Below are 20601 nucleotides of genomic sequence, written 5' to 3'. Positions count from 1 at the left end.
CGAACCAGACCCATATGCGAAATGAAGTCGAGGCCATTCCCGGCGTCGTCGCCGGTTTTCTCGAACAAAGCGGGTCGGTGCTCGATGCAGCGGCGGCTGCCCTGCGCGAGCGTAATCCTGTGCTGGTCGCTACGGTCGCCCGCGGTTCGTCCGATCACGCCTGTTCCTATCTCAAATATGCCATCGAGCTGACGCTGGGCCTGCCGGTGGCCTCCATCGGCCCCTCGGTCGCTTCCATCTATGGCAAGGATCTGAAGCTCGATCGCGCCGCAACCATCGCTATTTCACAGTCGGGCAAGTCGCCCGATATTGTCGGCATGACCCAGTCGGCCCGGCGTTCCGGCGCTGCCACCATCGCCATCACCAACACGGCAGGCTCGCCTTTGGCCGAGGCGTCCGACTTCACCATCGATCTCCATGCCGGGCCGGAAAAGTCCGTCGCCGCCACCAAGACCTTCGTGACCTCGGTGGTGGCCGGCCTGTCGCTGATCGCCCGCTGGAGCGGCGATGATGCGCTCAATGCCGCGGTGAATGCGTTGCCCGAATCCCTCGCCAAGGCTGTCGCCTGCGACTGGTCCGAGATGATCGGCGCGCTTGACGGCCACAATGCGCTTTATGTGCTTGGCCGCGGGCCCGGCTTCGCAATCGCCAACGAGGCCGCGCTGAAATTCAAGGAAACCTGCAATATCCAGGCCGAATCCTATAGCGCCGCCGAAGTGATGCACGGCCCGGTCGCCATCGTGACTGAGGGCTATCCCGTGCTGGGCCTGGCGGCGCGCGATGCGGCCGAGGGCTCGGTGGCCGACATGGCGCACAAACTGGCCGGGCAGGGGGCATTGGCCTTCCTCACCAGCGACCGGCCGGGCGCGGCCAAAGCCTTGCCCTTTGCGGCCACCGGCCACCCGATCACCGATCCGCTGGCGCTCATCGTCTCCTTCTATGGCTTCGTCGAAGCGCTATCGCGCCATCGCGGGCTCAACCCCGACGTGCCGCCCGCACTCAAGAAGGTCACGGAAACGGTATGAGCGACCTCAGCGCCATCGCGGGCGCCCGCATTTTCGACGGCCATCGCTGGCATGACGATGCCGCGCTGCTGGTGGAGTTCGGCCATGTCTCGGGGATTGTCGCGGTGAGCGCGGTTCCGGCCAATGCCGAGCGGGTGAACCTCGATGGCGGCCTGCTGGTGCCCGGTTTCATCGACCTGCAGGTCAATGGCGGCGGGGGCGTGCTGTTCAACAACGATCCGAGTGTGGATGCCATCCGCACTATCTGCGCGGCCCATGCGCAATTCGGCACCACGGCGCTATTGCCGACGCTGATTACCGATACGGTAGCCGTCAATGTCGCGGCCATCGCCGCCGGCAAGGCTGCAGCCAGGCAAAGCGTGCCCGGCTTTATCGGCCTCCACCTCGAGGGGCCGCATCTGTCGTTGGCCCGCAAGGGCACACATGATCCTGCGCTGATCCGTCCGATGGATGGGGACGACCTGGCTCGCCTCATCGCGGCGCGGGCCGACCTGCCCAATCTGCTCTGCACCGTCGCGGCCGAAACCGTCACTCCCGATCAGGTCGCAGCCCTCGCCACAGCTGGCATCATAGTCAGCCTCGGCCATTCCGACGCCGATGCGGTCACGGCCGGCGCCGCCATCGCTGCCGGCGCCAGCATGGCGACGCATCTGTTTAATGCCATGAGCCAGCTCGGCAACCGTGAGCCCGGCGTGGTCGGCGCCGTGCTCACCGCCGATGGCGTCCATGCCGGGCTCATCGCCGATGGCATCCACGTCCATCCCGCTGCTATCCGGATCGCCCTGCGCGCCAAATCCGGCGCGGGCCGCATCTTTCTCGTCACCGATGCCATGTCGCAGACCGGCACCGATATCAGAACGCTCACCCTCAACGGCCGCACCATTACCCGCGCCGACGGCGCCCTGCGCCTTGCCGACGGGACACTGGCCGGCGCCGATCTCGACATGATCGACGCGGTGGAATTCATGCACAGCCGGATCGGCCTGCCCTTCGAGGAAGCGGTGCGCATGGCCTCGCTCTATCCGGCGGAGGCCATGGGCATAGCGGGCGAGTTCGGCCATCTGCGACCCGGCGCCGTGGCGAGCTTCGTGCATCTGTCGGATGAACGGGCAGTGCGGGCGACGTGGATCGGGGGCAATGAGGTGTGGAGCGCATGAACTACGGCGGCGCCGCGCCCTCACCCCCGCCCGATATAGGGCATGGTTGTCGCCATTACCGTCATGAACTGCACATTGGCCGATAGCGGCAGCCCGGCCATATAGAGCAGGGCATCGACCACATGCTTCACGTCGAAGGTCGGCTCCGGCATCATCGTGCCATTGGCCTGCAGCGCGCCGCTGCTCATGCGGCTGGTCATGTCGGTAGCCGTATTGCCGATATCGATCTGCCCACAGGCAATGCTGAAAGCCCGCCCGTCCAGCGAGATCGAGCGGGTCAGCCCGCTGATCGCGTGCTTGGTCGCCGTGTAGGGCGCTGCGCCCGGCCTGGGCACCGAGGCCGAAATCGAGCCATTGTTGATGATGCGGCCACCCTGTGGATGCTGATCGCGCATGGCGCGGAAGGCTTCGCGCGCCACGTAGAAGGCGCCATTGAGATTGGTGTCGACCATCTCCCGCCAGGTGACGATGTCGATATCGCCGAACGAAGTGGCCGGCGCCGAGCGTCCGGCATTGTTGAAAACCACGTCGATCCGGCCATAGGCCTCCCTGACCCCGGTGAAAAAATGCGCGACCGCCGCTGGGTCGGTCACGTCGCATTCGCCCCAGTGTCCCCCGGTCTCGGCCGCGACCGTGCGCAGCGCCTCAGCCCGTCGCCCGCATATGGCCACATCGTATCCCGCGGCGGCGAAACCGAGAGCCGCCGCCCGGCCGATGCCGGAGCTTCCTCCGGTGATAACCGCAACCTTGTTCTGCCTCTGCATGTTCGCTCCAATTGTGGCGGCGTGGATTCGTCCGCCCACTTGATTCCGGATTTCCGGCACTATCTCGCCGCATCGCCGCTACGTCCATGGCAGGCCCGATCGCACCGGATGGACGCGTGCCGAGCCGACAAAAGCGGCGCTGCGGTCTATAAGCCCCTCGAAACAAGGCAATTTTAACGGTTCGTTTAACCGGGTTAACAGGTCGTTTCCAGCTGTGTGCTGAATCTGCAACATCCGGTTCCCAACCATGTTGCGTGGCCGGCAAAACGGCTTTTGCGCGATTGCGTCATTTTCCGTCATGCGTAGAGTGGGTCTTGCGAATCCATGCATGGGATCGTTTGTCGGTCGCAGCGCGACGGCAACACACTGCACCACGAATAGTGTGGTCGCGTTACGACAAACCGCCGGGCAACCGGCACAAAGAATGACTGACTTTGGAGGTCAACTAATGAAACTCAAGAGCCTTATCCTCGGTTCTGTCGCCGCTGCCGGTCTCTCGACCGCTGGCTTCGCTGCCGATCTGGGCGTCCTCACCTCGCTCGACGTTTGCGACGAGCTGGGCCTGTCGGGCCTGACCATTTCGTCCGACACCAACTGCCTGCAGATCTCGGGCAAGGTGACGTATGAATTCAACTGGGGCAACTACGACGGCAAGCAGGCGATCGCTTCCACCCAGTTCGGCGTCCGTAACATCGACGTCCCGAGCGCCTTGGCCCCTGCTTCCGACAACGATTGGGCTTCCAAGGTCGAGACCTGGCTGAAGTTCGTCGGCACCGCCAGCAGCGACTTCGGTCCTGCCAGCACCACGATCGTTCTGCGTCAGCGCGATTACACCAAGGTCGAAAACGCCATCGTTGGCGTCGACGGCGATGCGCATGGCCTCCGCTTCCAGGAAGCCTGGGTGTCGGTTGGTGACAGCACCGTTCTCGCCGCTGGTAAGAAGGGTTCGATCTTCAACGACGGCGACGACGAGCCGTTCAACTTCACCGGCCTGTTCATCTCGTCGGCTGTTGACGCTGGCGTCTCCAAGGGTGCCCCGAAGACTGGTGGCCATGTCATCCAGCTCTGGAGCAACGTTGGCGAAGGCCTGATCGCCAAGATCGGTCTCGAGGCCCTCGACCTGACCGGCTCCACCGCCGGTACCCTGGTCGGCGTTCTCGACTATTCGGGTTCGGGCATCACTGCTCACATCAGCGGCGCCGTTGGCGGCCTGCTCGATGGCGTTCAGACCACCGATGACAACTATGCGATCCACGCCGGCTTCACCGGCACGTTCGACCAGTTCAAGCTCCGCGCTGCTCTGGGTGCCGGCGGTGCATACGCTCCGGGCGGCAACTCGTCCTACTGGAACGCCCTGGTTACCGGCGAAGCCAAGTTCGACATGTTCAAGGTCGCCCTGTCGGGTGAAGCTTCCGGTGGCGTTGCCGCTGGTGGCGCTGCTCTCGACACCGACTACGGCTTCGGCGCATCGGTTGGTGCCACCGTTGCTGATGGCATCGAAATCAATCTCGGCGGTCGCTACTTCAACGACGGTACCCCCGGCGTTGCCGATGGCTACCAGATCGCTGCCCAGTTGATCGCTTCGCTGACCGAAACCGTCAAGCTGACCGGTGAAATCGGCGTCTATGGCCTGACCCCGGCTCCGGCCGCTCCGGCCTTCTCGTCGGACTTCTACGGCAAGGCCGAACTGGCCTGGACCCCGGGCGGCGGCTTCTCGTCGTCGGTTGGCGCAACCGTTCAGCAGAACGGCGCCTACAAGGTCACCTTCAAGGCTGCCAAGGCCTTCCAGTAATCCTCGGATTACTCTGGCTTACGGAAAGGCCCGGCTCACGCCGGGCCTTTCTGCTTTTGGGAGGCAGAAGCTCTCTCGCCGCACACCCGCGATCATCACTTGGGCTTGACCCGCCGAGGCCTGCACCTGCCCTGCAAAACGCCCGTATTCCCCGTATGTTGTGCGCTATTGGCTATTCGCTAATCACCGAATCCACTAGCCTTGCGCGCAATTGCGGACTTTCACTGGAACGGGAATGATCAGGGACCTCCTCAAGTGGGTCGTGCCGGGACTCGCCACTGTCCTGGGCGGCACGACTTTGTGCCTGGCGATGACGGCGGCGGATATTGCCGATGACCTGGCGACACGCAGCGCCGCTGCCATGGCCGCTGGCGGCTACGATTGGGCCGAACTGTCGCTCGACGCCCGCGACCTGAAGTTGACGGGCACCACCACCGACCAGGCGCGGCTTAACTCTGCAATCGCACGACTTTCCGCGCTTGCAGGCGTCCGTTCGGTCACATCAGAGGTGACGCTGGCGCCGATGGCGCGACCCTATGCGCTGGTAGCAAGTGTCGACCAGGGCGTTCTCGACCTTGCGGGCGCCGTGCCGGATGATACGACACGGCAGCGCCTGCTGAGGCTGGCGGGGCTGGAGCAGGCCGGCCTGGACCTGCGTTCCGGCATGCCCGATCGCCGCATCTGGGTGTCCGGGGCGGAATTCGCCATCGATCAGCTGCAGTATTTCGACCAGGGCGAAGCCGTGCTTTCCGACCTGACAGTCAGCCTCGATGGCCGGGCCAAGTCCGAGCGGGCTTTTCGTGACCTGCTGATCGTCATGCGGGCAGGGGCTCCGGCCGGCGTCACCTTGGGCGACGTCAACATCGTCCCGGCTTTGGTATCGCCCTATCAGTGGAATGCCAGCTTCGACGGCAAGCGCATCGATATTTCCGGCTTCGTGCCCGAAGATTCCCTGGCCGAGCGCTACCGCACGGCCGATGTTTCCGGTGCGCAGGTGGCGACCGGCCTGACGCTGGGATCGGGTGAACCCACTGGTTTTGCTGATCTTTCCCAGAATCTGATCGAGCAGTTGGCGCGCCTCGAATATGGCACGGCCAGCATTACCGATGGTCAGAGCACGCTTGCCGGAGCGCCCGCGACGCTCGATATCGCGCAGGGCATCGTCGACACGCTCGAGCCGTCCGGAACCATCGTGGTGCTCGAACCACCGCGGATCGACGACTACTGGATGAGCGCGACGCGCCAGCCCGGCGGCGTCGTGGTGTTCGACGGCTATGTGCCCGACGAAGCCACGCGCGAGGCCTTTGGCCAGCGCGACGGCGCCGATACCAGCTATCTCAAGCTGGGGCGCGGCACGCCCGAGCGCTACCGGTCGGGCGCCGACTTCGGCCTCGATGCGCTCGAACTGATGAGTGAAGGCCGCATCGCCCTGCGCGACAACGTGCTGACCATTACCGGCACCGCCCGCTCCGGCGGCGATTATGATGCGCTGCTGGCCATGGTGGCGGCAGGCGCCCCGCAGGGCCTGGTGCTGGCGCGCGCCGAAATTCTGGCGCCGCGCGCCGCAGCCTGGTCCTGGTCCGTGACCAAGGACGCGACCGGCGCCGTAGCCCTTGCGGGCCTCGTTCCCGATGCCGCCGATGCGATGTCATTGGTCACCAAGGTCGGAAATAGAGCAACGAACACAATGACATATGCGTCAGGCGACCCAGACGGTTTCATCGCCTCGGCGGAAACTGCCTTGGAATTGTTGCAATGGCTGCGCGATGGCAGCGTGACCTATGATGGCCTGAGCTGGACGGTGGCCGGCACGGCCAATTCGGCGATCGACAAGGGCGCCATCGAGGCGGATTTCGTCTCGCGGCAATTGGCTGCCGCCGGTTGGTCCATGGCGGTCGCCCTGCCGCCGCCGGTCATTCCGCAGATCGCACCGTATACCTGGTCGGCCACGCGCACTGCCGATGGGGTCAGCCTGATGGGGCATGCGCCCAACCAGAGCTTCAAGAGCTATCTCGCTGTTCACGCAGGGGAATCCGTCGTCGATGCCACCGAACTGGGCCTGGGCGCGCCGGATGGCTTCGTGGCCGCAGCCACGGCCGGGCTCGACGCCGTGCTGGCGCTCGATGAGGGTGAGATTGCTTTCGACGGCGCGAACTGGTCGCTGAGCGGCCGCGCGCCGTCCGAAGCGCAGCGCGATGCCGTGCTGACGGCGCTGGCCGCCGCGACCGACAGCAGCGGCTGGTCTGTTGACATCGCGGCGCCGCCGCCCGAACCGGTGGCGACCACGCCCTATATATGGTCGGCGACCAAGGCGGCCGACGGCGCGGTGACATTCAGCGGCCTCGTGCCGGTCCAGTCGCTGCAACGCTTTCTGGTGGTGCGGGCAGGGGGCAATGTCAGCGACGAAACGACCATCGACCCCACAGCGCCGCCGGGATTTGCCAATGACGTGCTGGCCGCCCTGGGCGCAATGGCGGCACTTTCCGAGGGTAGCGCCAGCTTCGACGGCACCGCCTGGGCGGTCAGCGGCACGCTGGCCAGCGCCGATGCCGCCGCCGCGGTCGACGCCGCTATTGCCGCCGCGAACACGCCGGCCGCAGGCTGGATCTTGACCCTCGCCGGTCCGCCCGAACCGGCCGTCGCGCCGGTGGCGGAGACGCCGGCCGAGCCCGAGCCGGTGGTTGAGCCGGAACCGGCTCTCGAGCCCGAGCCTGCGCCTGTCGCGGTGAACCCGGACTATGCCTTCTCGGTAAGCCGTGCGGCGGACACGGCGGTCCTGAGCGGTCAGGTACCGTCCGATCCGGCCCTGCGCTATTTCGCTGCCGTCAGCGGCGGCGATGTGGCAGCGCTTTCGGTTGCCGATGGGGCGCCGGAAACCTTCCTTCCCAGCGCCGAAACGGGGTTGCGCGCCTTGCTATACCTCACCGAGGGCCAGCTCGATTTCTCCAGAGGCGTCTGGTCCCTGCGGGGTGTCGCGGCCGATGCCGCTGCCCGCGACGCGGTGCTCGCCGCGATCGCGGCCGATCCGGGCGAGGCGGACTGGACGACGGCGATCGATCTGCCGCCGCCACCCGAGCCGGCTCCGCCGCCGGCACCGGTCGCGCCGGTTCTTGTTGATATATCGGCCTGTGCCGCGCCGATCGCCGAGTTCTCGGCGCGCAATTCCATCCTGTTCCAGTCGGGCGCGGCGCTGATTGCCGCCGAGTCCGATGCGGCGCTGGATGAGCTGGTGCTGGATCTGAAAGCCTGCCCTGATGCGGTCGTGCATATCGAGGGTCACACCGATGCCGACGGCGACGAAACCCTCAACCTGGCGTTGTCGGTGGCGCGCGCCGAGGCCGTGGTCAATGCACTGGTGTCGCGCGGCGTCACGCCGGCGCGGCTCTATGCGGTCGGCTATGGCGAAGCCGCGCCCATCGCGGACAATGATACGGCCCAGGGGAAACGGCTCAACCGGCGCATCGTGGTGACGGTACGGCCGGAGCATTATTGAGACGCGGCGGGGCGATGACCTGGAATTCGCTGTTCTATCTGATGGGCGTCTACTGGCCCTATTTGGCGGGGGCGGGGCTCATCGGCCTCGTCGTCGGCTGGCGCAGCTTTGCGCCGCCAAAGGCGTGAGGCCGCGGTGACCAACGTGGCCCATATCGTCGAAACGGGGCTGCTGCTGCTGGCAGCCTACCTGCTCGGCTGCATTGTCGGCTATGCGGCCCGCCGCATTCTCCATGCCGCGCGCGGTACGCGTCAGGTTGGAGCCGTCGCGGAAATCGCCATCGCTGTGCCGCCCGAGGTCCGGCGCCCGCGCAGCGCTGCGGTGCGGCTTGCCGCCAGCGTCGAGGATGTGCCGCTGGCCGCCCCGGTCCCGGTTTCGCGACCGATTGCCGGGCCCAGTAAACGGGCAGCGCCACCACCCGAAAAAGTGACTGCCGTTGCCGGCAAGCCGCCAGTCAAGCCGCGCGGCAAGGGAAAGCCGGCCGATCCCAAGCCCGCCACCCTGGCCAGCCCGCGCAGCGGTGGTGCCGACAATCTCAAGCAGATCAAGGGAATCGGCCCGAAAATTGAAGCATCGCTTCATGCTATCGGCATTTTCCACATCGATCAGATCGCCGGCTGGAGCAAGGCCAATGTCGACTGGGTCGAGGCGCAACTGGCCTTCAAGGGCCGCATCCGCCGCGAACGCTGGGTGGAGCAGGCCATGGACCTCGACAAAGTGAGGGTCAGCGCCTAGAACCACCCGTTGGGTCCAGAGGAGACCGGCGTTCTACGCTGCCCGTCCCAGCGCCCGTGCATTCGTATGCAGCACGAATTCGGCCACCGCCTCGATTTCCTCGCGCTGGTCGAACAAAGCCGGCGAGCCCTGGCCGGCAATGGTCAAGGCCACTGCATCAGGGCGCCGGCGGGTCATTTCGTCGAAGGTTTCGCGCCGCAACTGGTCGGTCAACTGCGTGCGCAGCAGCATCAACGGTGCGCAGGTCAGTGCGTCGAACATCGGCCACTGTGCCGTCAGCACATCATCGAAATTGATGCTGGCCAGGGCTTCGATCAGCCTGGTGTCATAGAGCGGGCGGGCGCGGCCACGCCGGTCGAGGAAATGGCTGCGGCCCATCAGGGCGTCGAGCCGGTCATCGGGCAGGCCCGGATAATCCCCGCCCAGAATGCGCCGGAAGCCTGCTGTCACCACCTTGGCGCCGCGCAGCGCCTCGACATGGGCCAGGTTGCTGCGCAGGCGCACGATGCCGCGCGAATCCGTCACCGGCCCGGAATCGAGCAGCACCGTGCCGGCGATCAGCAGCGGGTGCCGCGCCGCCAGCGTCATGGCGACCTGCCCGCCATGCCCCTGGCCCAGTATGATGGCCCGGCTGATCCCCAGGGCCGCCATCACCGAGGCCAGGTCGGCGGCATCGACCTGTGAGCCATAGTCGCCGGCCTTTTTCCGGTCATCGGCGCGGCCGCGTCCCGGCAGGTCGAGCAGCACGACCGGCCAGTCGCCACCGCCAACCCGGCGGAAATAGGCCGCGAAGGCAGTGAAGTCGCTCATATTGCGCTGGTAGCCGGGAATACAGACCACGGGTAACCGGCGGCTCGACAATTGCCCCGCCACATGCACGGCAGCGCGCGCGCCCGCAGCAAGCGCCACATGAGTCACAAGCAAGGCGGCGAAGGCGGGGTGGTCGGCAGGGACGGTTCTTGGCATGGCCGCCATTTAGGGGCAGCGGCGCCGTGGCCTCAAGTGGGTTTCGTCGACCTGCGCGGTGATTTGGGTGGACGCGCAGGATCAATCGGATTTGCCGGATCCCTTACCGTATCGTCCGCAGCGCCTGCTGCAGCGGCACCGGGCTGTCGCCCAGCCGCTGGCGGTAGACCAGGTAGTTGCCCAGCACGCGCTTTACATAGGTCCGCGTCTCCTGGAACGGGATCAACTCCACCCAGATCACCGGATCGACATTGTCGGCGCGCGGGTCGCCATAGGCCTTGATCCACTTGTCGGCATTGCCCGGCCCGGCATTGTAGGCAGCAGCGGCAAGCACCAGCGAGCCGTCATAGCGGTCGAGCTGCGCGCCGAGATAGGTCGAGCCGAGCAGGGCATTATAGGCCGCGTCACTCACCAGCCGGCTGGCCGAATAATCCACGCCCACCTTGCGGGCCACGTCCTGCGCCGTGCCCGGCATGAGTTGCATCAGCCCGCGTGCCCCGGCCGACGAGACGGCATCGACCTGGAACATCGATTCCTGCCGGGCGATGGCATAGACGGCGGCCCGGTCGGCGGCCAGTTGCGCATCGGAGGGCAGTCCATCCTTGGGAAAGCTGAACAGGTCCAGCGGCGTGCCGCGCTGATCGGCCGTATTGGCAATGCCGATCGCCAGGTGATGCGCGCCGATCTCCTGTGCCAGCCGCGCCGCCAGCAGCATGTCGCCGCCGGCGCTCAGGCCGTTGCCGAAATTCCGCAGCAGCGGCACCGCCATGCCGGCCTGGCCATTGGCCGCCAGCAGGCGGATGGCTCGCACAATGGGATTGGCGTCGAACAGCGCCTGGCTCTGCTGCCAGTCGGGCAGGGGGCGGATATCGACGCCCGCGCGGCCCAATTCGGCCCGCGCCAATTGCCCGTAATAGACATTGCCATAGCGCGCCGCTGCTTCGAATGCCGCTCGGCCCGCCTCGGTGTCGCCCAGCTTGATATCGGCGCGCGCCAGCCAGTAATTGGCCTGGGTCACGCTGTCGGGCAGGGTCGAAAGCCCCGCCATTGCCGTAAAATGTGCCTTGGCGCTCGCCGCATCATCGAGAAAGGACAGGGCGATCCATCCGGCGTGGAAATGGGCTTCCACCAGCCGGCCCTCGGGGCCCTTATCGTATTCCGCCGCGGCGCGATAGGCCAGGCCGGGCTGGCCGATATCAAGCAGCTTGCGCAGCAGTGTCCGCCGCTCATACCACCACTCGGCCGCGTCGGGCACCACGTCCGGCGCCTTGGCCAGCCAGTCGACGGCGCTCTGCCACAATTCGAACTGCCGCGCCCGCTGCGCCCGCGAGAAGATGAAGACCGGGTTGGCCTGCATGGACGGATCGACGCCATCGAGCAGTGCCTTGGCATCGGCATCGTTGCGCGACACCGCCGCCCGCGCCACCACCAGCGACGTCTGCGCCTCGGAAAGATAGGGCAGCAACCGCTCGCTGCCCCGCGCCCGGTCATGCATCATCAGGTGCATGGCACGCGCCCAATGCGCCTCGCGGTCGAGCAGGCTGCCCAGTGTGTCGAGCACCACGGCTTCCTGTTCTTCGGTCAGGAAATTGTCGATCCAGATGCTCTTGGCGATGCTGGTGGCGCGGCCGGTTTCGCCCTGTGCCAGATAGGCGGTGGCCAGCATGATCTGCCCGTCGATCGTGTTAGGTATGGCGCCGCCCAACGCGGCGACCACCGCGCCCGGATCGGCCTCGGCCTTGGCAATCGATTGCTCGATCCGTGTGCGATAGACACCGGCGGCGGCGAAATCGGGCGCGTCGGCGGCCAGGCGTTGGATGGACCGGTAGTCGATCTTGCCGGCATTGAAATAGACCGCCGCCCACTGGATGGTGCGGCGCTCCACATCGTCGGGCAGCGCGCGCGCCTGCGCATAGGCCGCCACGGGATCGCCATCGACCAGCGCAGCCAGGGCGGCGCGGAACGCTGCCGACCCCTTGGCGTCGGCCACCGGCGCCGTGGCATCAGCCTTCACCGAGCCGGTGGTTACGGGGTCGATCGTGTCATTGGCCGTCGCATGCGAGAAGGGGGCAAAGCTCAGAATACCCAAAACCGCTGCGATGAGGCCTGCTCGAAAGCGGCGCTGCATCTGCTGTCCTGCTGGTACTCGCGCCTGCGGACAGGCGCGCACAACATTCCCAACAGGGAGCCCCCATCCCTGCGGTTAACCCATCCTTACGCCTCGGGGGTAAATATCGGGTTGCCGCAACGACGATCCCTGCTGGCCGCCGCCAACGAAAACGTTGTCGTGGCAGCCAAGTGAAAGTATGGTGCGCCACGCAAAGCCGGCCGCCACCAGCGCGGTCCCTACCATCTCGCCACGGCTGAACTGTGGCACCCAAAACCAAGGACATCTCGACAAATGCTGCGAGGATCGATTACGGCGCTCATCACTCCCATGCATAACGGGAACGTGGATGAGAAAGCCTTCGCCAGCTTTGTCGATTGGCAGATTGCCGAGGGCACGCATGGCCTGGTGCCGGTCGGCACTACCGGCGAAAGCCCTACCGTTAGCCACGAAGAACACCGCCGCGTGGTGGAAATCGCCATCGAGGTTGCCAACAAGCGCGTTCCGGTGATTGCCGGGGCAGGGTCCAATTCCACCGCCGAGGCCGTCGAACTGGCCAGGTTCGCCGAAAAGGCCGGCGCCGATGCGGTTCTCAGCATCGTGCCCTATTACAACAAGCCCAACCAGGAGGGCATGTTCCAGCACTTCTCGGCCGTGGCCAAGGCCGTCGGCATTCCGGTCATCCTCTACAGTGTGCCCGGCCGCACGGTGGTCGATCTCACCATCGACACCATAGCCCGCCTGCACGAAGCCCATTCCAATATTGTCGGTGTCAAGGACGCCACGGCCGATCTGGGCCGGGCGAGCCTGCAGCGGGACAAACTGGGTAAGGATTTCATTCTGCTGTCGGGCGAGGACATCACCGCGCTCGCCTTCAACGCCCATGGCGGCCACGGCTGCATTTCGGTCACGTCCAACATCGCCCCGCGCCTGTGTTCCCAGATGCAGGAACTGTCGCTGGCCGGGGACTTCAAGGGCGCATTGCTCAAGCAAGACAAGCTTGTGCACCTGCACAGGAACCTGTTCATGGAGCCCAATCCGACGGCGGTGAAGTATGCCGCCAGCCGCCTCAACCGCTGCGCCAACGAACTGCGCCTGCCGCTGGTGCCGGTCGCCAGGGAAACCGAACAGGCCGTGGACTTTGCAATGCGCCATGCAGGCCTTATCTAGAGCCCATGGCAGCAAAGAACGACAAGGCAAAGAACGGCGTCATCAGCCACGGTCTCGTGGCTGAAAACCGTCGCTCGCGCTACGATTACGAAATCGGCGAGACCATGGAAGCCGGCCTTGTGCTGACCGGCACCGAGGTCAAGTCACTCCGCCTCGGCAAGGCGCAGATCACCGAATCCTATGCTTCCCCGGAAAAGGGCGAGCTCTGGCTGATCAATGCGCATATCCCGGAATACCTGCAGGCCAACCGCTTCAACCACGAGGAAAAGCGCCCGCGCAAGCTCCTCGTCTCCAAGAAGCAATTGGCCCATCTCGACCAGGAAGTCGCCCGCGCCGGCAATACCATCGTGCCGCTCAAGCTGTTCTTCAACGATCAGGGCCGCGCCAAGCTGCTGATCGGCGTCGGCAAGGGCAAGAAGAACTACGACAAGCGCGCCACCGAACGCGACCGCGACTGGAACCGTGACAAGTCCCGCATCATGAAAGAGGGCGGCCGGGGGTAGATCGTGCCACGCCCTCGTGGTTCGAGGCGCTGGAGAAGCGCACCTCACCATGAGGGCTGTTGCTACACCGAGTTTCCAGCAGCCCTCATGGTGAGGTGCGAGCTCTTCGCGAGCCTCGAACCACGAGGGCGTGGCACCGGTGGTGCTATTCCTCAGCGACCGGCGCAGCCACCGGCCGCGTGCTCGGCGGTCGGCCCACGGTCTTGGCCAGGTCCGCCACATCGATGAAGAAATCCGCCTGCCGCCGCAAATCGTCCGAGATCATCGGGGTCGAGGTGGTCAGCGTCGAGACCACTGTCACGCGCTTGCCCTTGCGCTGCAGGGAGGCGACCAGCGCGGTGAAATCGCCATCGCCCGAGAACAACACCATGTGATCGTAGAACGGCGCCAGTTCGAGCGCATCGACGCACAGCTCGATATCCATGTTGCCCTTCACCTTCCGCCGTCCGGCGGCGTCGGTGAATTCCTTGGCGGGCTTGGTGACCACGGTGAAGCCGTTATAGTCCAGCCAGTCGATCAGCGGCCGGATGGATGAGTATTCCTGGTCCTCGATCAGCGCGGTGTAATAATTGGCCCGTAGCAGATAGGCCCGGCCATTGAATTCAGCCAGCAGCCGCCGGTAATCGATATCGACACCTATGGCCTTGGACGTGGCGTAGAGATTGGCGCCATCAATGAACAGGACGATTTTTTCCCGCGGGTCTATGGGCATCGCAATCTCCAGATTGGCGGAATATCCGCCCAAAGCCTGTGCCGACGACGCGGCTAAAAGTATGACTTAAATTCCGCCGAGAACATTATATTAACTTCGCTATTCGCATGTTTTCTTGCTCCCGACAAGACGTCTGCGCTAGCGCGGTTTTGCATGGCCAATGCGCACCTGATGGGGCAGGGCAACCTTGTGCCATCGGGATCACTGGTGTATGGGAACCATTCATCCCCACAAGTTTGGAGACGTTCGTGGCACGCGTCACCGTTGAAGACTGCATCGAAAAGATCGACAACCGCTTCGATCTCGTTCTCATGGCGGCACACCGCGCGCGCATGATCTCGTCTGGCGCCCAGATCACCGTGGCCCGCGACAACGACAAGAATCCCGTTGTTGCGCTGCGTGAAATCGGCGACGGCGCCATCTCGCCGGAAGACCTGCGCGAGGACCTGATCCATTCGCTGCAGAAATATGTCGAGGTCGACGAGCCCGAGAGCCATGCGGCTCCGCTGATCGAAAGCGCCGGCGACGACGATTCGATCAATTTCGACACTATCAGCGAAGAAGAACTGCTGCGCGGCATCGAAAGCCTGGCCCCGCCGGAACGCCGCGACGACTGATTTTCGGTTGGTTGGAAGAATTCAGCACCCTCGGCGCGAGCCGGGGGTGTTTTGTTTTACCTCTGGCGTTGCCATCCACCGGGCCGTCACCCTCCATCCACCGCGCGTCACCCTCGGGCGAAGACCCGAGGACACTTCACTTGACTGAATTCCGCAAGTGCAGAGCCCTCGGGTCTTCGCCCGAGGGTGACGGCCGGCGGGCTGGGGCGGTACCGTGGTGGGATGCCCCATCTTGCCAACCAGGGCTCAGGTGACTTCCCATCCGCCTTCAACTCAGATACTCCCGCTCTCGCCCTTTCCAAATCCAATCAAAACGCTAAGCTCTTTCCTTCGAGCGAGCGGCGACACCTTCCATGATGCGTCAGTATGAACTGGTCGAACGCGTTCAGGCCTATAACCCTGACGTCGATGAGCAGTTGTTGAACAAGGCCTATGTGTACGCCATGCAGAAGCATGGCTCGCAGAAGCGCGCCTCCGGCGACCCCTATTTCAATCACCCGCTCGAAGTTGCCGCCATCCTGACCGAGCTCAAGCTCGACGACGCCTCCATCGCCGTGGGCCTGCTGCACGACACCATCGAGGATACCGACGCCACCCGCGCCGAGATCGACCAGATGTTCGGGGCCGAGATCGCCGCCATCGTCGACGGCCTGACCAAGATCGACCGGCTCAACCTGGTGTCGCGCGAAGAAGCCCAGGCCGAAAACCTGCGCAAGCTGCTGCTGGCCATCAGCCAGGATGTCCGCGTGCTGCTGGTCAAGCTCGCCGATCGCCTGCACAACATGCGCACGCTGCAGTTCATGCCGCCGGACAAGCAGAAGCGCATCGCCCAGGAAACCATGGATATCTATGCCCCGCTCGCCGGCCGCATGGGTATGCAGGACATGCGCAACGAGCTGGAGGACATCTCCTTCAAGATTCTCCAGCCCGAGCACCACCAGGCCATCGTCGCCCGGCTCGACGAGATGCAGGAGGAGTATCGCGAGACCATTTCCACCATTTCGACCGAGCTGAGCGAACGTCTCGCCGCCGAGGGCATCACCGCCCGCGTCAAGGCGCGGGTGAAGTCGCCCTTCTCGATCTTCAACAAGATCGAGCGCAAGTCGATCGCGCTGGAACAGCTGTCCGACATGATCGGTTTCCGCGTCATCGTCGGTTCGGTGGAAGAATGCTATCGCACCGTAGGGGTCGTCCACACCAAGTGGAAAGTCGTGCCGCTGCGCTTCAAGGACTATATCTCGGTTCCCAAGCACAACGATTACCAGTCCATCCACACCACCATTGTCGGTCCCGGCCGCCAGCGCGTGGAACTGCAGATCCGCACCGAGGACATGGACCGCATCGCCGAATTCGGCATTGCCGCCCACGCCCTCTACAAGGATGGCGCTTCGGCCAATCTCGGCCGCATCGAGCAGGAATCGCAGGCCTATGGCTCGCTGCGGCAGACCATCGGGCACCTGACGACCGGCAATTCCTCTACCGAGGATTTCCTCGAATATACCAAGCTGGAGCTGTTCCAGGACCAGGTGTTCTGCTTCACCCCGCGCGGGCGGCTGATCGCCCTGCCGCGCGGCGCCACGCCCATCGACTTCGCCTATGCGCTGCACACCGATATCGGCGACACCACGGTCGGCGCCAAGATCAACGGTTCCATCCTGCCGCTGGTGACGCAACTCCGCTCGGGCGACGAGGTGGAGATCATCCGCGACCAGAACCATCTGCCGCCGATGAACTGGCTGGGCATCGCCGCCACCGGCAAGGCCCGCGCCGCCATTCGCCGCGCCGTGCGCCACGCCGCCACCCAGCGCGCCTTTGCCCTGGGCGAGCATGTGCTCCACATGATGCTCGAGCGCGAAGGCGTCATGCTCGATGACAGCGAAGCCAAGGCGCTTGCCGAGGCTTTGGGTACGGCCAGCCGCCGCGACCTGCTGATATCGGTGGGCGAGGGCAAGATTGGCTCCGAGCCCCTGGCGGCCGAACTGGCCAAGCTCAAGGGCCTGCGCAAGCGCCGCCGCAAGCTCGATTTGCCGGTGGCCGACACTGCCGACGGCTGGTTTGCGTTGCGCGCCACCGACCTGTTCCGCTTCCGCGTGCCGGGCGGCCAGCGCTCCGGTCCGCGCGCCAAGGTGGCCCTGGCCAAGCTCGATTTTCACATGCCGGTCATCGTCTCGGGGGAGGGGGTCGTGCCCGGCGACCGGCTGGTCGGCATCCTGCAGCCCGACAGCCCCATGCTGGTCTATCCCATCCATTCCGAAGCGCTGATCGACAAGCATGACAGTGACGTGGCCTGGGTCGATGTGCGCTGGAACCTCAAGGGCGGCGAGGAAAAGCTTTATCCCACCGTCATCACCATGGAGAGCGTCAACAAGCCCGGCTCGCTGGCGCAGATCTCGTCGGCCATCGCCGCCTGCGACGCCAATATCAACAACCTGGTGATGCGGATGATCTCGCCCGACTTTCACCAGATGATCTTCGAAATCGAAGTGCGCGACCTTGCGCAACTGACCGATGTTCTGGCAACGCTCAAGCGCAGCCCTGGCCTCAGCGCCGTGCAGCGCGCCGGCATGCGCGAAGCGGGCATGATTTCGACGCTGGAATGGGACGGCAAGGTCGACAGGAGATTTGTCGATGACGAGCGGTAAGGTGTGAAATGATCATCGGCCTCGGCTCCGACCTCATCCAGATTCACCGCGTCGAACAGACGCTGGAAAAATACGGCACCCGCTTTACGGATCGTTGTTTCACCGAGATCGAGCGCCGCAAATCCGACCGCCGCGCCCAGCGCGCTGCATCCTATGCCAAGCGCTTCGCCGCCAAGGAGGCCTGCTCCAAGGCCTTGGGCACCGGCATAAGCTGGGGCGTCTACTGGCGCGACATGGGCGTCGTGAACCTGCCATCGGGCAAGCCGACCATGCAGCTCACCAATGGCGCGGCAAAAGCGCTGGCCCGCCTTGTGCCGCCGGGCCACACGCCCCACATCCACCTGACCATCACCGACGATGCCGGGCTTGCTCAAGCCTTCGTCATCATCGAAGCGCTGCCGGCTAACCAAGTTGACCCGCTTGGGACAAAGGCATAACGCTGCCCGCGTTATCTTTCCGGGGAAATTCATGAGCCAGCCCGCCGACAAGCCCATCAAGAAATCAGCGGCCAACGAGTGGTGGGAAACCATCGTCGTCGTGGCCGAGGCGCTGCTGATCGCCATCGTGCTGCGCTCGTTCCTCTACCAGCCCTTCTCCATCCCGACCGCCTCGATGCAGCAGACGCTGATGATCGGCGACTACTTCGTCGCCAACAAGTTCGTCTGGGGCTATGGCAAGCATTCCTTCTCGCTCGGCCGCTACGGCGATTTTTCGCTGCTCGATTTCGAGCTGCCGATCAACAACCGTATCTTCGGCCGCGAGCCGAACCGGGGCGACATCGCCGTGTTCCGCCCGGTGCCGCAGACTATTGAATATATCAAGCGCGTCGTCGGCCTGCCGGGCGACACCATCCAGATGAAGCAGGGTCGCCTCTACATCAACGGCACTATGATCGAGCGCGAGCAGATCGGCACCGCGCAGGATACCGACAGCAATGGCGATACCCGCGACGTCACGCTCTATCGCGAGACTTTCCCGGAGGGCACGACCCATATCATCCAGGAAATCTCCGACAATGCGCCGCTCGACAATACCTCGGAATATGTCGTGCCCGCCGGCCACTATTTCATGATGGGCGACAATCGCGACCGCTCCGCCGATAGTCGTGTGCTGAGCCAGGTGGGCTACGTGCCGGCGGTGAACCTCATCGCCAAGGCCGAGGCCCGCTTCTTCTCGATCAAGGACAATATTCCGCCTTGGCAGCTCTGGCAGTGGCCGGCCAATGTGCGCTGGGACCGCATGTTCCAGGGCGTCGATCATCAGCCTCTATGAGTCGCGCCCCGCGCAACCACGACAAATTGCAGTTCCGGCTCGGCTATCGCTTTGCCGATCCGGACCTGCTGAACCGTGCGCTGACCCATTCCAGCGCCACGTCGCCCGCCAGGCGCATCGAGTACTCCTACCAGCGCCTCGAATTTCTCGGCGATCGCGTGCTAGGTCTTGTCGTCGCCGATATGCTCTATCGCCGCTATCCCAAGGCCAATGAGGGCGAGTTGAGCCGCACGCTCAATACGCTGGTGCGGAAGGAAACCTGCGCCATCATCGCCCGCACGCTCGACCTGGGCTCCGAACTCCATCTCGGCGATAGCGAAGCCCGTACCGGCGGCGCCGAAAAGGAAGCCATTCTCGGCGATGTCACCGAGTCCATCATCGGCGCCATCTACTGCGATGGCGGCATGGGCAAGGCTTATGAATTCGTCGAGCGCATGTTCGAGGAATTTCTGGCCGATGGCTCCGCCAACAAGGCCGATGCGAAAACCACCCTGCAGGAATGGGCCCAGGCCCGCGGGCTCGAGCCGCCCACCTATACCCAGACCGACCGGCGCGGCCCCGACCACGCCCCCGAATTCACCATATCAGTAACCCTGGGCGACTATGATAGTCTGAGCGCCACCGGCCCTTCCAAGAAGATCGCCGAACACAAGGCCGCCGAGCTGTTCCTCATCGCCCAGCAGGTGTGGAAGGAAAATCGATGAATACGCCAGAAGAACTGTCCGACACTTCCTGCGGCTTCATCGCCCTGGTCGGCGCGCCCAATGCCGGCAAGTCGACCCTGCTGAATTCGCTGGTGGGCACGAAAGTCTCCATCGTCACCCATAAGGCCCAAACCACGCGCAGCCAGGTGCGCGGCGTCGTCACGCTCGACAAGGCGCAACTGGTATTCATCGACACGCCTGGCATTTTCGCGCCCAAGCGCCGACTCGACCGCGCCATGGTCGACAGCGCCTGGGGCGGGGCAGGGGACGCCGATATTGTCGCCCTGATCGTCGATGTCGACAGGGGACTGACGCCCGAGCTTGAAAAGCTGCTGGAAGGCCTCGAAAACGTCAATCATCCGCGCATCCTGATCCTCAACAAGATCGACACGATCAAGAACGAGGAGCTGCTGGCGCTGTCGGAATCGATCAATGCCAAGCTGCGCTTCGAGGCCACTTTCATGATCTCGGCGCTCAAGGGCTATGGCGTGCAGGACTTCATGGACTGGTGCGTCAAGCACATCCCGCCCGGCCCTTGGCACTTCCCCGAGGATCACCTGACCGACCTGACCATGGCGATCACGGCGGCTGAAATCACGCGCGAAAAACTGTTCCTGCGCGTCCATGACGAGATCCCGTACAATTCCACGGTCGAAACCGAGAGCTTCAAGATCCAGAAGGATGGCTCCTACAAGATCGACCAGGTGATCTATCTCTCGCGCGAGAGCCACAAGAAGATCGTGCTCGGCGCCGGCGGCCAGACCATCAAGGCCATCGGCGCGGAATCGCGCAAGGAACTGATGGCCATGTATGAGGTGCCGATCCACCTGTTCCTGTTCGTCAAGGTCCGCGAAAAATGGGGCGACGACCCCGAGCGCTACCGCGAAATGGGCTTGGAATACCCGCATGGGAAGGGATGAACCAGCGTTCCCGACCTCGTGG

The 20601-nt window shown here is 64.4% G+C and carries 17 protein-coding genes; 13 read left to right on the top strand and 4 right to left on the bottom strand.

Annotated features, from left to right (window positions below):
• Positions 1-14 precede the first annotated feature (14 nt).
• Positions 15-1025, top strand: a complete 1011-nt coding sequence (locus tag ASD80_RS03905) for an SIS domain-containing protein (RefSeq protein ID WP_056229439.1) — start codon at positions 15-17, stop codon at positions 1023-1025.
• Entirely contained in the window at positions 1022-2182 is a 1161-nt protein-coding gene (gene nagA / locus ASD80_RS03900) for an N-acetylglucosamine-6-phosphate deacetylase (RefSeq protein WP_056229265.1), read from the top strand. The genes ASD80_RS03905 and nagA overlap by 4 nt, the downstream gene beginning before the upstream one ends.
• Before the next feature lie 20 nt (positions 2183-2202).
• On the opposite strand, the gene ASD80_RS03895 is transcribed toward nagA, so the two are convergent.
• Positions 2203-2946 carry an SDR family oxidoreductase gene (locus ASD80_RS03895; RefSeq protein WP_056229264.1) on the bottom strand — a complete coding sequence of 248 codons (744 nt, stop codon included), beginning with the start codon at positions 2944-2946 and terminating at the stop codon, positions 2203-2205.
• A 448-nt stretch (positions 2947-3394) separates the two neighbouring features.
• Here ASD80_RS03895 and ASD80_RS03890 point away from each other — a divergent pair, with 448 nt between their 5' ends.
• The 3 genes from ASD80_RS03890 to ASD80_RS03880 all read left to right on the top strand — a co-directional run bounded on the left by ASD80_RS03890 (position 3395) and on the right by ASD80_RS03880 (position 8966).
• The gene (locus ASD80_RS03890) at positions 3395-4738 is read left to right on the top strand and encodes a hypothetical protein (RefSeq protein ID WP_056229263.1); all 1344 of its coding nucleotides are present in this window, start codon (positions 3395-3397) and stop codon (positions 4736-4738) included.
• A gap of 235 nt (positions 4739-4973) precedes the next feature.
• On the top strand, positions 4974-8231 hold the full coding sequence (locus ASD80_RS03885) for an OmpA family protein (RefSeq protein ID WP_056229262.1): 3258 nt from the start codon (positions 4974-4976) through the stop codon (positions 8229-8231).
• Between the two features lie 135 nt (positions 8232-8366).
• A complete protein-coding gene (locus ASD80_RS03880; RefSeq protein ID WP_056229259.1) occupies positions 8367-8966 on the top strand; it encodes a hypothetical protein in 600 nt (199 codons plus the stop codon).
• Between the two features lie 33 nt (positions 8967-8999).
• Here ASD80_RS03880 and ASD80_RS03875 read toward each other — a convergent pair whose 3' ends face one another.
• Entirely contained in the window at positions 9000-9932 is a 933-nt protein-coding gene (locus ASD80_RS03875) for an alpha/beta fold hydrolase (protein WP_162247308.1), read from the bottom strand.
• 103 nt (positions 9933-10035) lie between these two features.
• Positions 10036-12060 carry a lytic transglycosylase domain-containing protein gene (locus ASD80_RS03870; protein ID WP_082555035.1) on the bottom strand — a complete coding sequence of 675 codons (2025 nt, stop codon included), beginning with the start codon at positions 12058-12060 and terminating at the stop codon, positions 10036-10038.
• Between the two features lie 273 nt (positions 12061-12333).
• On the opposite strand from ASD80_RS03870, the gene dapA reads away from it, so the two are divergent.
• The gene (gene dapA, locus ASD80_RS03865; protein WP_056229251.1) at positions 12334-13209 is read left to right on the top strand and encodes a 4-hydroxy-tetrahydrodipicolinate synthase; all 876 of its coding nucleotides are present in this window, start codon (positions 12334-12336) and stop codon (positions 13207-13209) included.
• A gap of 5 nt (positions 13210-13214) precedes the next feature.
• Complete coding sequence (smpB, locus tag ASD80_RS03860) at positions 13215-13712, top strand: SsrA-binding protein SmpB (RefSeq protein ID WP_056229248.1); 498 nt, start codon at positions 13215-13217, stop codon at positions 13710-13712.
• A 145-nt stretch (positions 13713-13857) separates the two neighbouring features.
• Here the strand turns inward: smpB and ASD80_RS03855 are convergent, their stop codons facing one another.
• Positions 13858-14424 carry an NYN domain-containing protein gene (locus tag ASD80_RS03855; RefSeq protein ID WP_056229438.1) on the bottom strand — a complete coding sequence of 189 codons (567 nt, stop codon included), beginning with the start codon at positions 14422-14424 and terminating at the stop codon, positions 13858-13860.
• Between the two features lie 248 nt (positions 14425-14672).
• Between ASD80_RS03855 and rpoZ the strand changes: the two genes are divergently transcribed.
• The 6 genes from rpoZ to era all read left to right on the top strand — a co-directional run bounded on the left by rpoZ (position 14673) and on the right by era (position 20579).
• A complete protein-coding gene (gene rpoZ / locus ASD80_RS03850) occupies positions 14673-15041 on the top strand; it encodes a DNA-directed RNA polymerase subunit omega (RefSeq protein ID WP_056229435.1) in 369 nt (122 codons plus the stop codon).
• A gap of 353 nt (positions 15042-15394) precedes the next feature.
• Complete coding sequence (locus ASD80_RS03845) at positions 15395-17683, top strand: RelA/SpoT family protein (protein ID WP_056229245.1); 2289 nt, start codon at positions 15395-15397, stop codon at positions 17681-17683.
• Between the two features lie 8 nt (positions 17684-17691).
• Positions 17692-18120, top strand: a complete 429-nt coding sequence (acpS, locus tag ASD80_RS03840; RefSeq protein WP_056229242.1) for a holo-ACP synthase — start codon at positions 17692-17694, stop codon at positions 18118-18120.
• A 31-nt stretch (positions 18121-18151) separates the two neighbouring features.
• Entirely contained in the window at positions 18152-18955 is an 804-nt protein-coding gene (lepB, locus tag ASD80_RS03835; protein ID WP_056229239.1) for a signal peptidase I, read from the top strand.
• Positions 18952-19659 carry a ribonuclease III gene (rnc, locus tag ASD80_RS03830; protein WP_056229237.1) on the top strand — a complete coding sequence of 236 codons (708 nt, stop codon included), beginning with the start codon at positions 18952-18954 and terminating at the stop codon, positions 19657-19659. Before lepB ends, rnc begins: the two co-directional genes overlap by 4 nt.
• Positions 19656-20579 (top strand): GTPase Era, encoded by a 924-nt coding sequence (era, locus tag ASD80_RS03825; protein WP_056229234.1) that lies wholly within the window; start codon positions 19656-19658, stop codon positions 20577-20579. The genes rnc and era overlap by 4 nt, the downstream gene beginning before the upstream one ends.
• The last annotated feature ends 22 nt before the right edge of the window (positions 20580-20601 follow it).

The organism is Devosia sp. Root635 (assembly GCF_001427605.1).
Lineage (GTDB): Bacteria > Pseudomonadota > Alphaproteobacteria > Rhizobiales > Devosiaceae > Devosia.
This window is presented reverse-complemented; position numbering and strand designations above follow the sequence as displayed.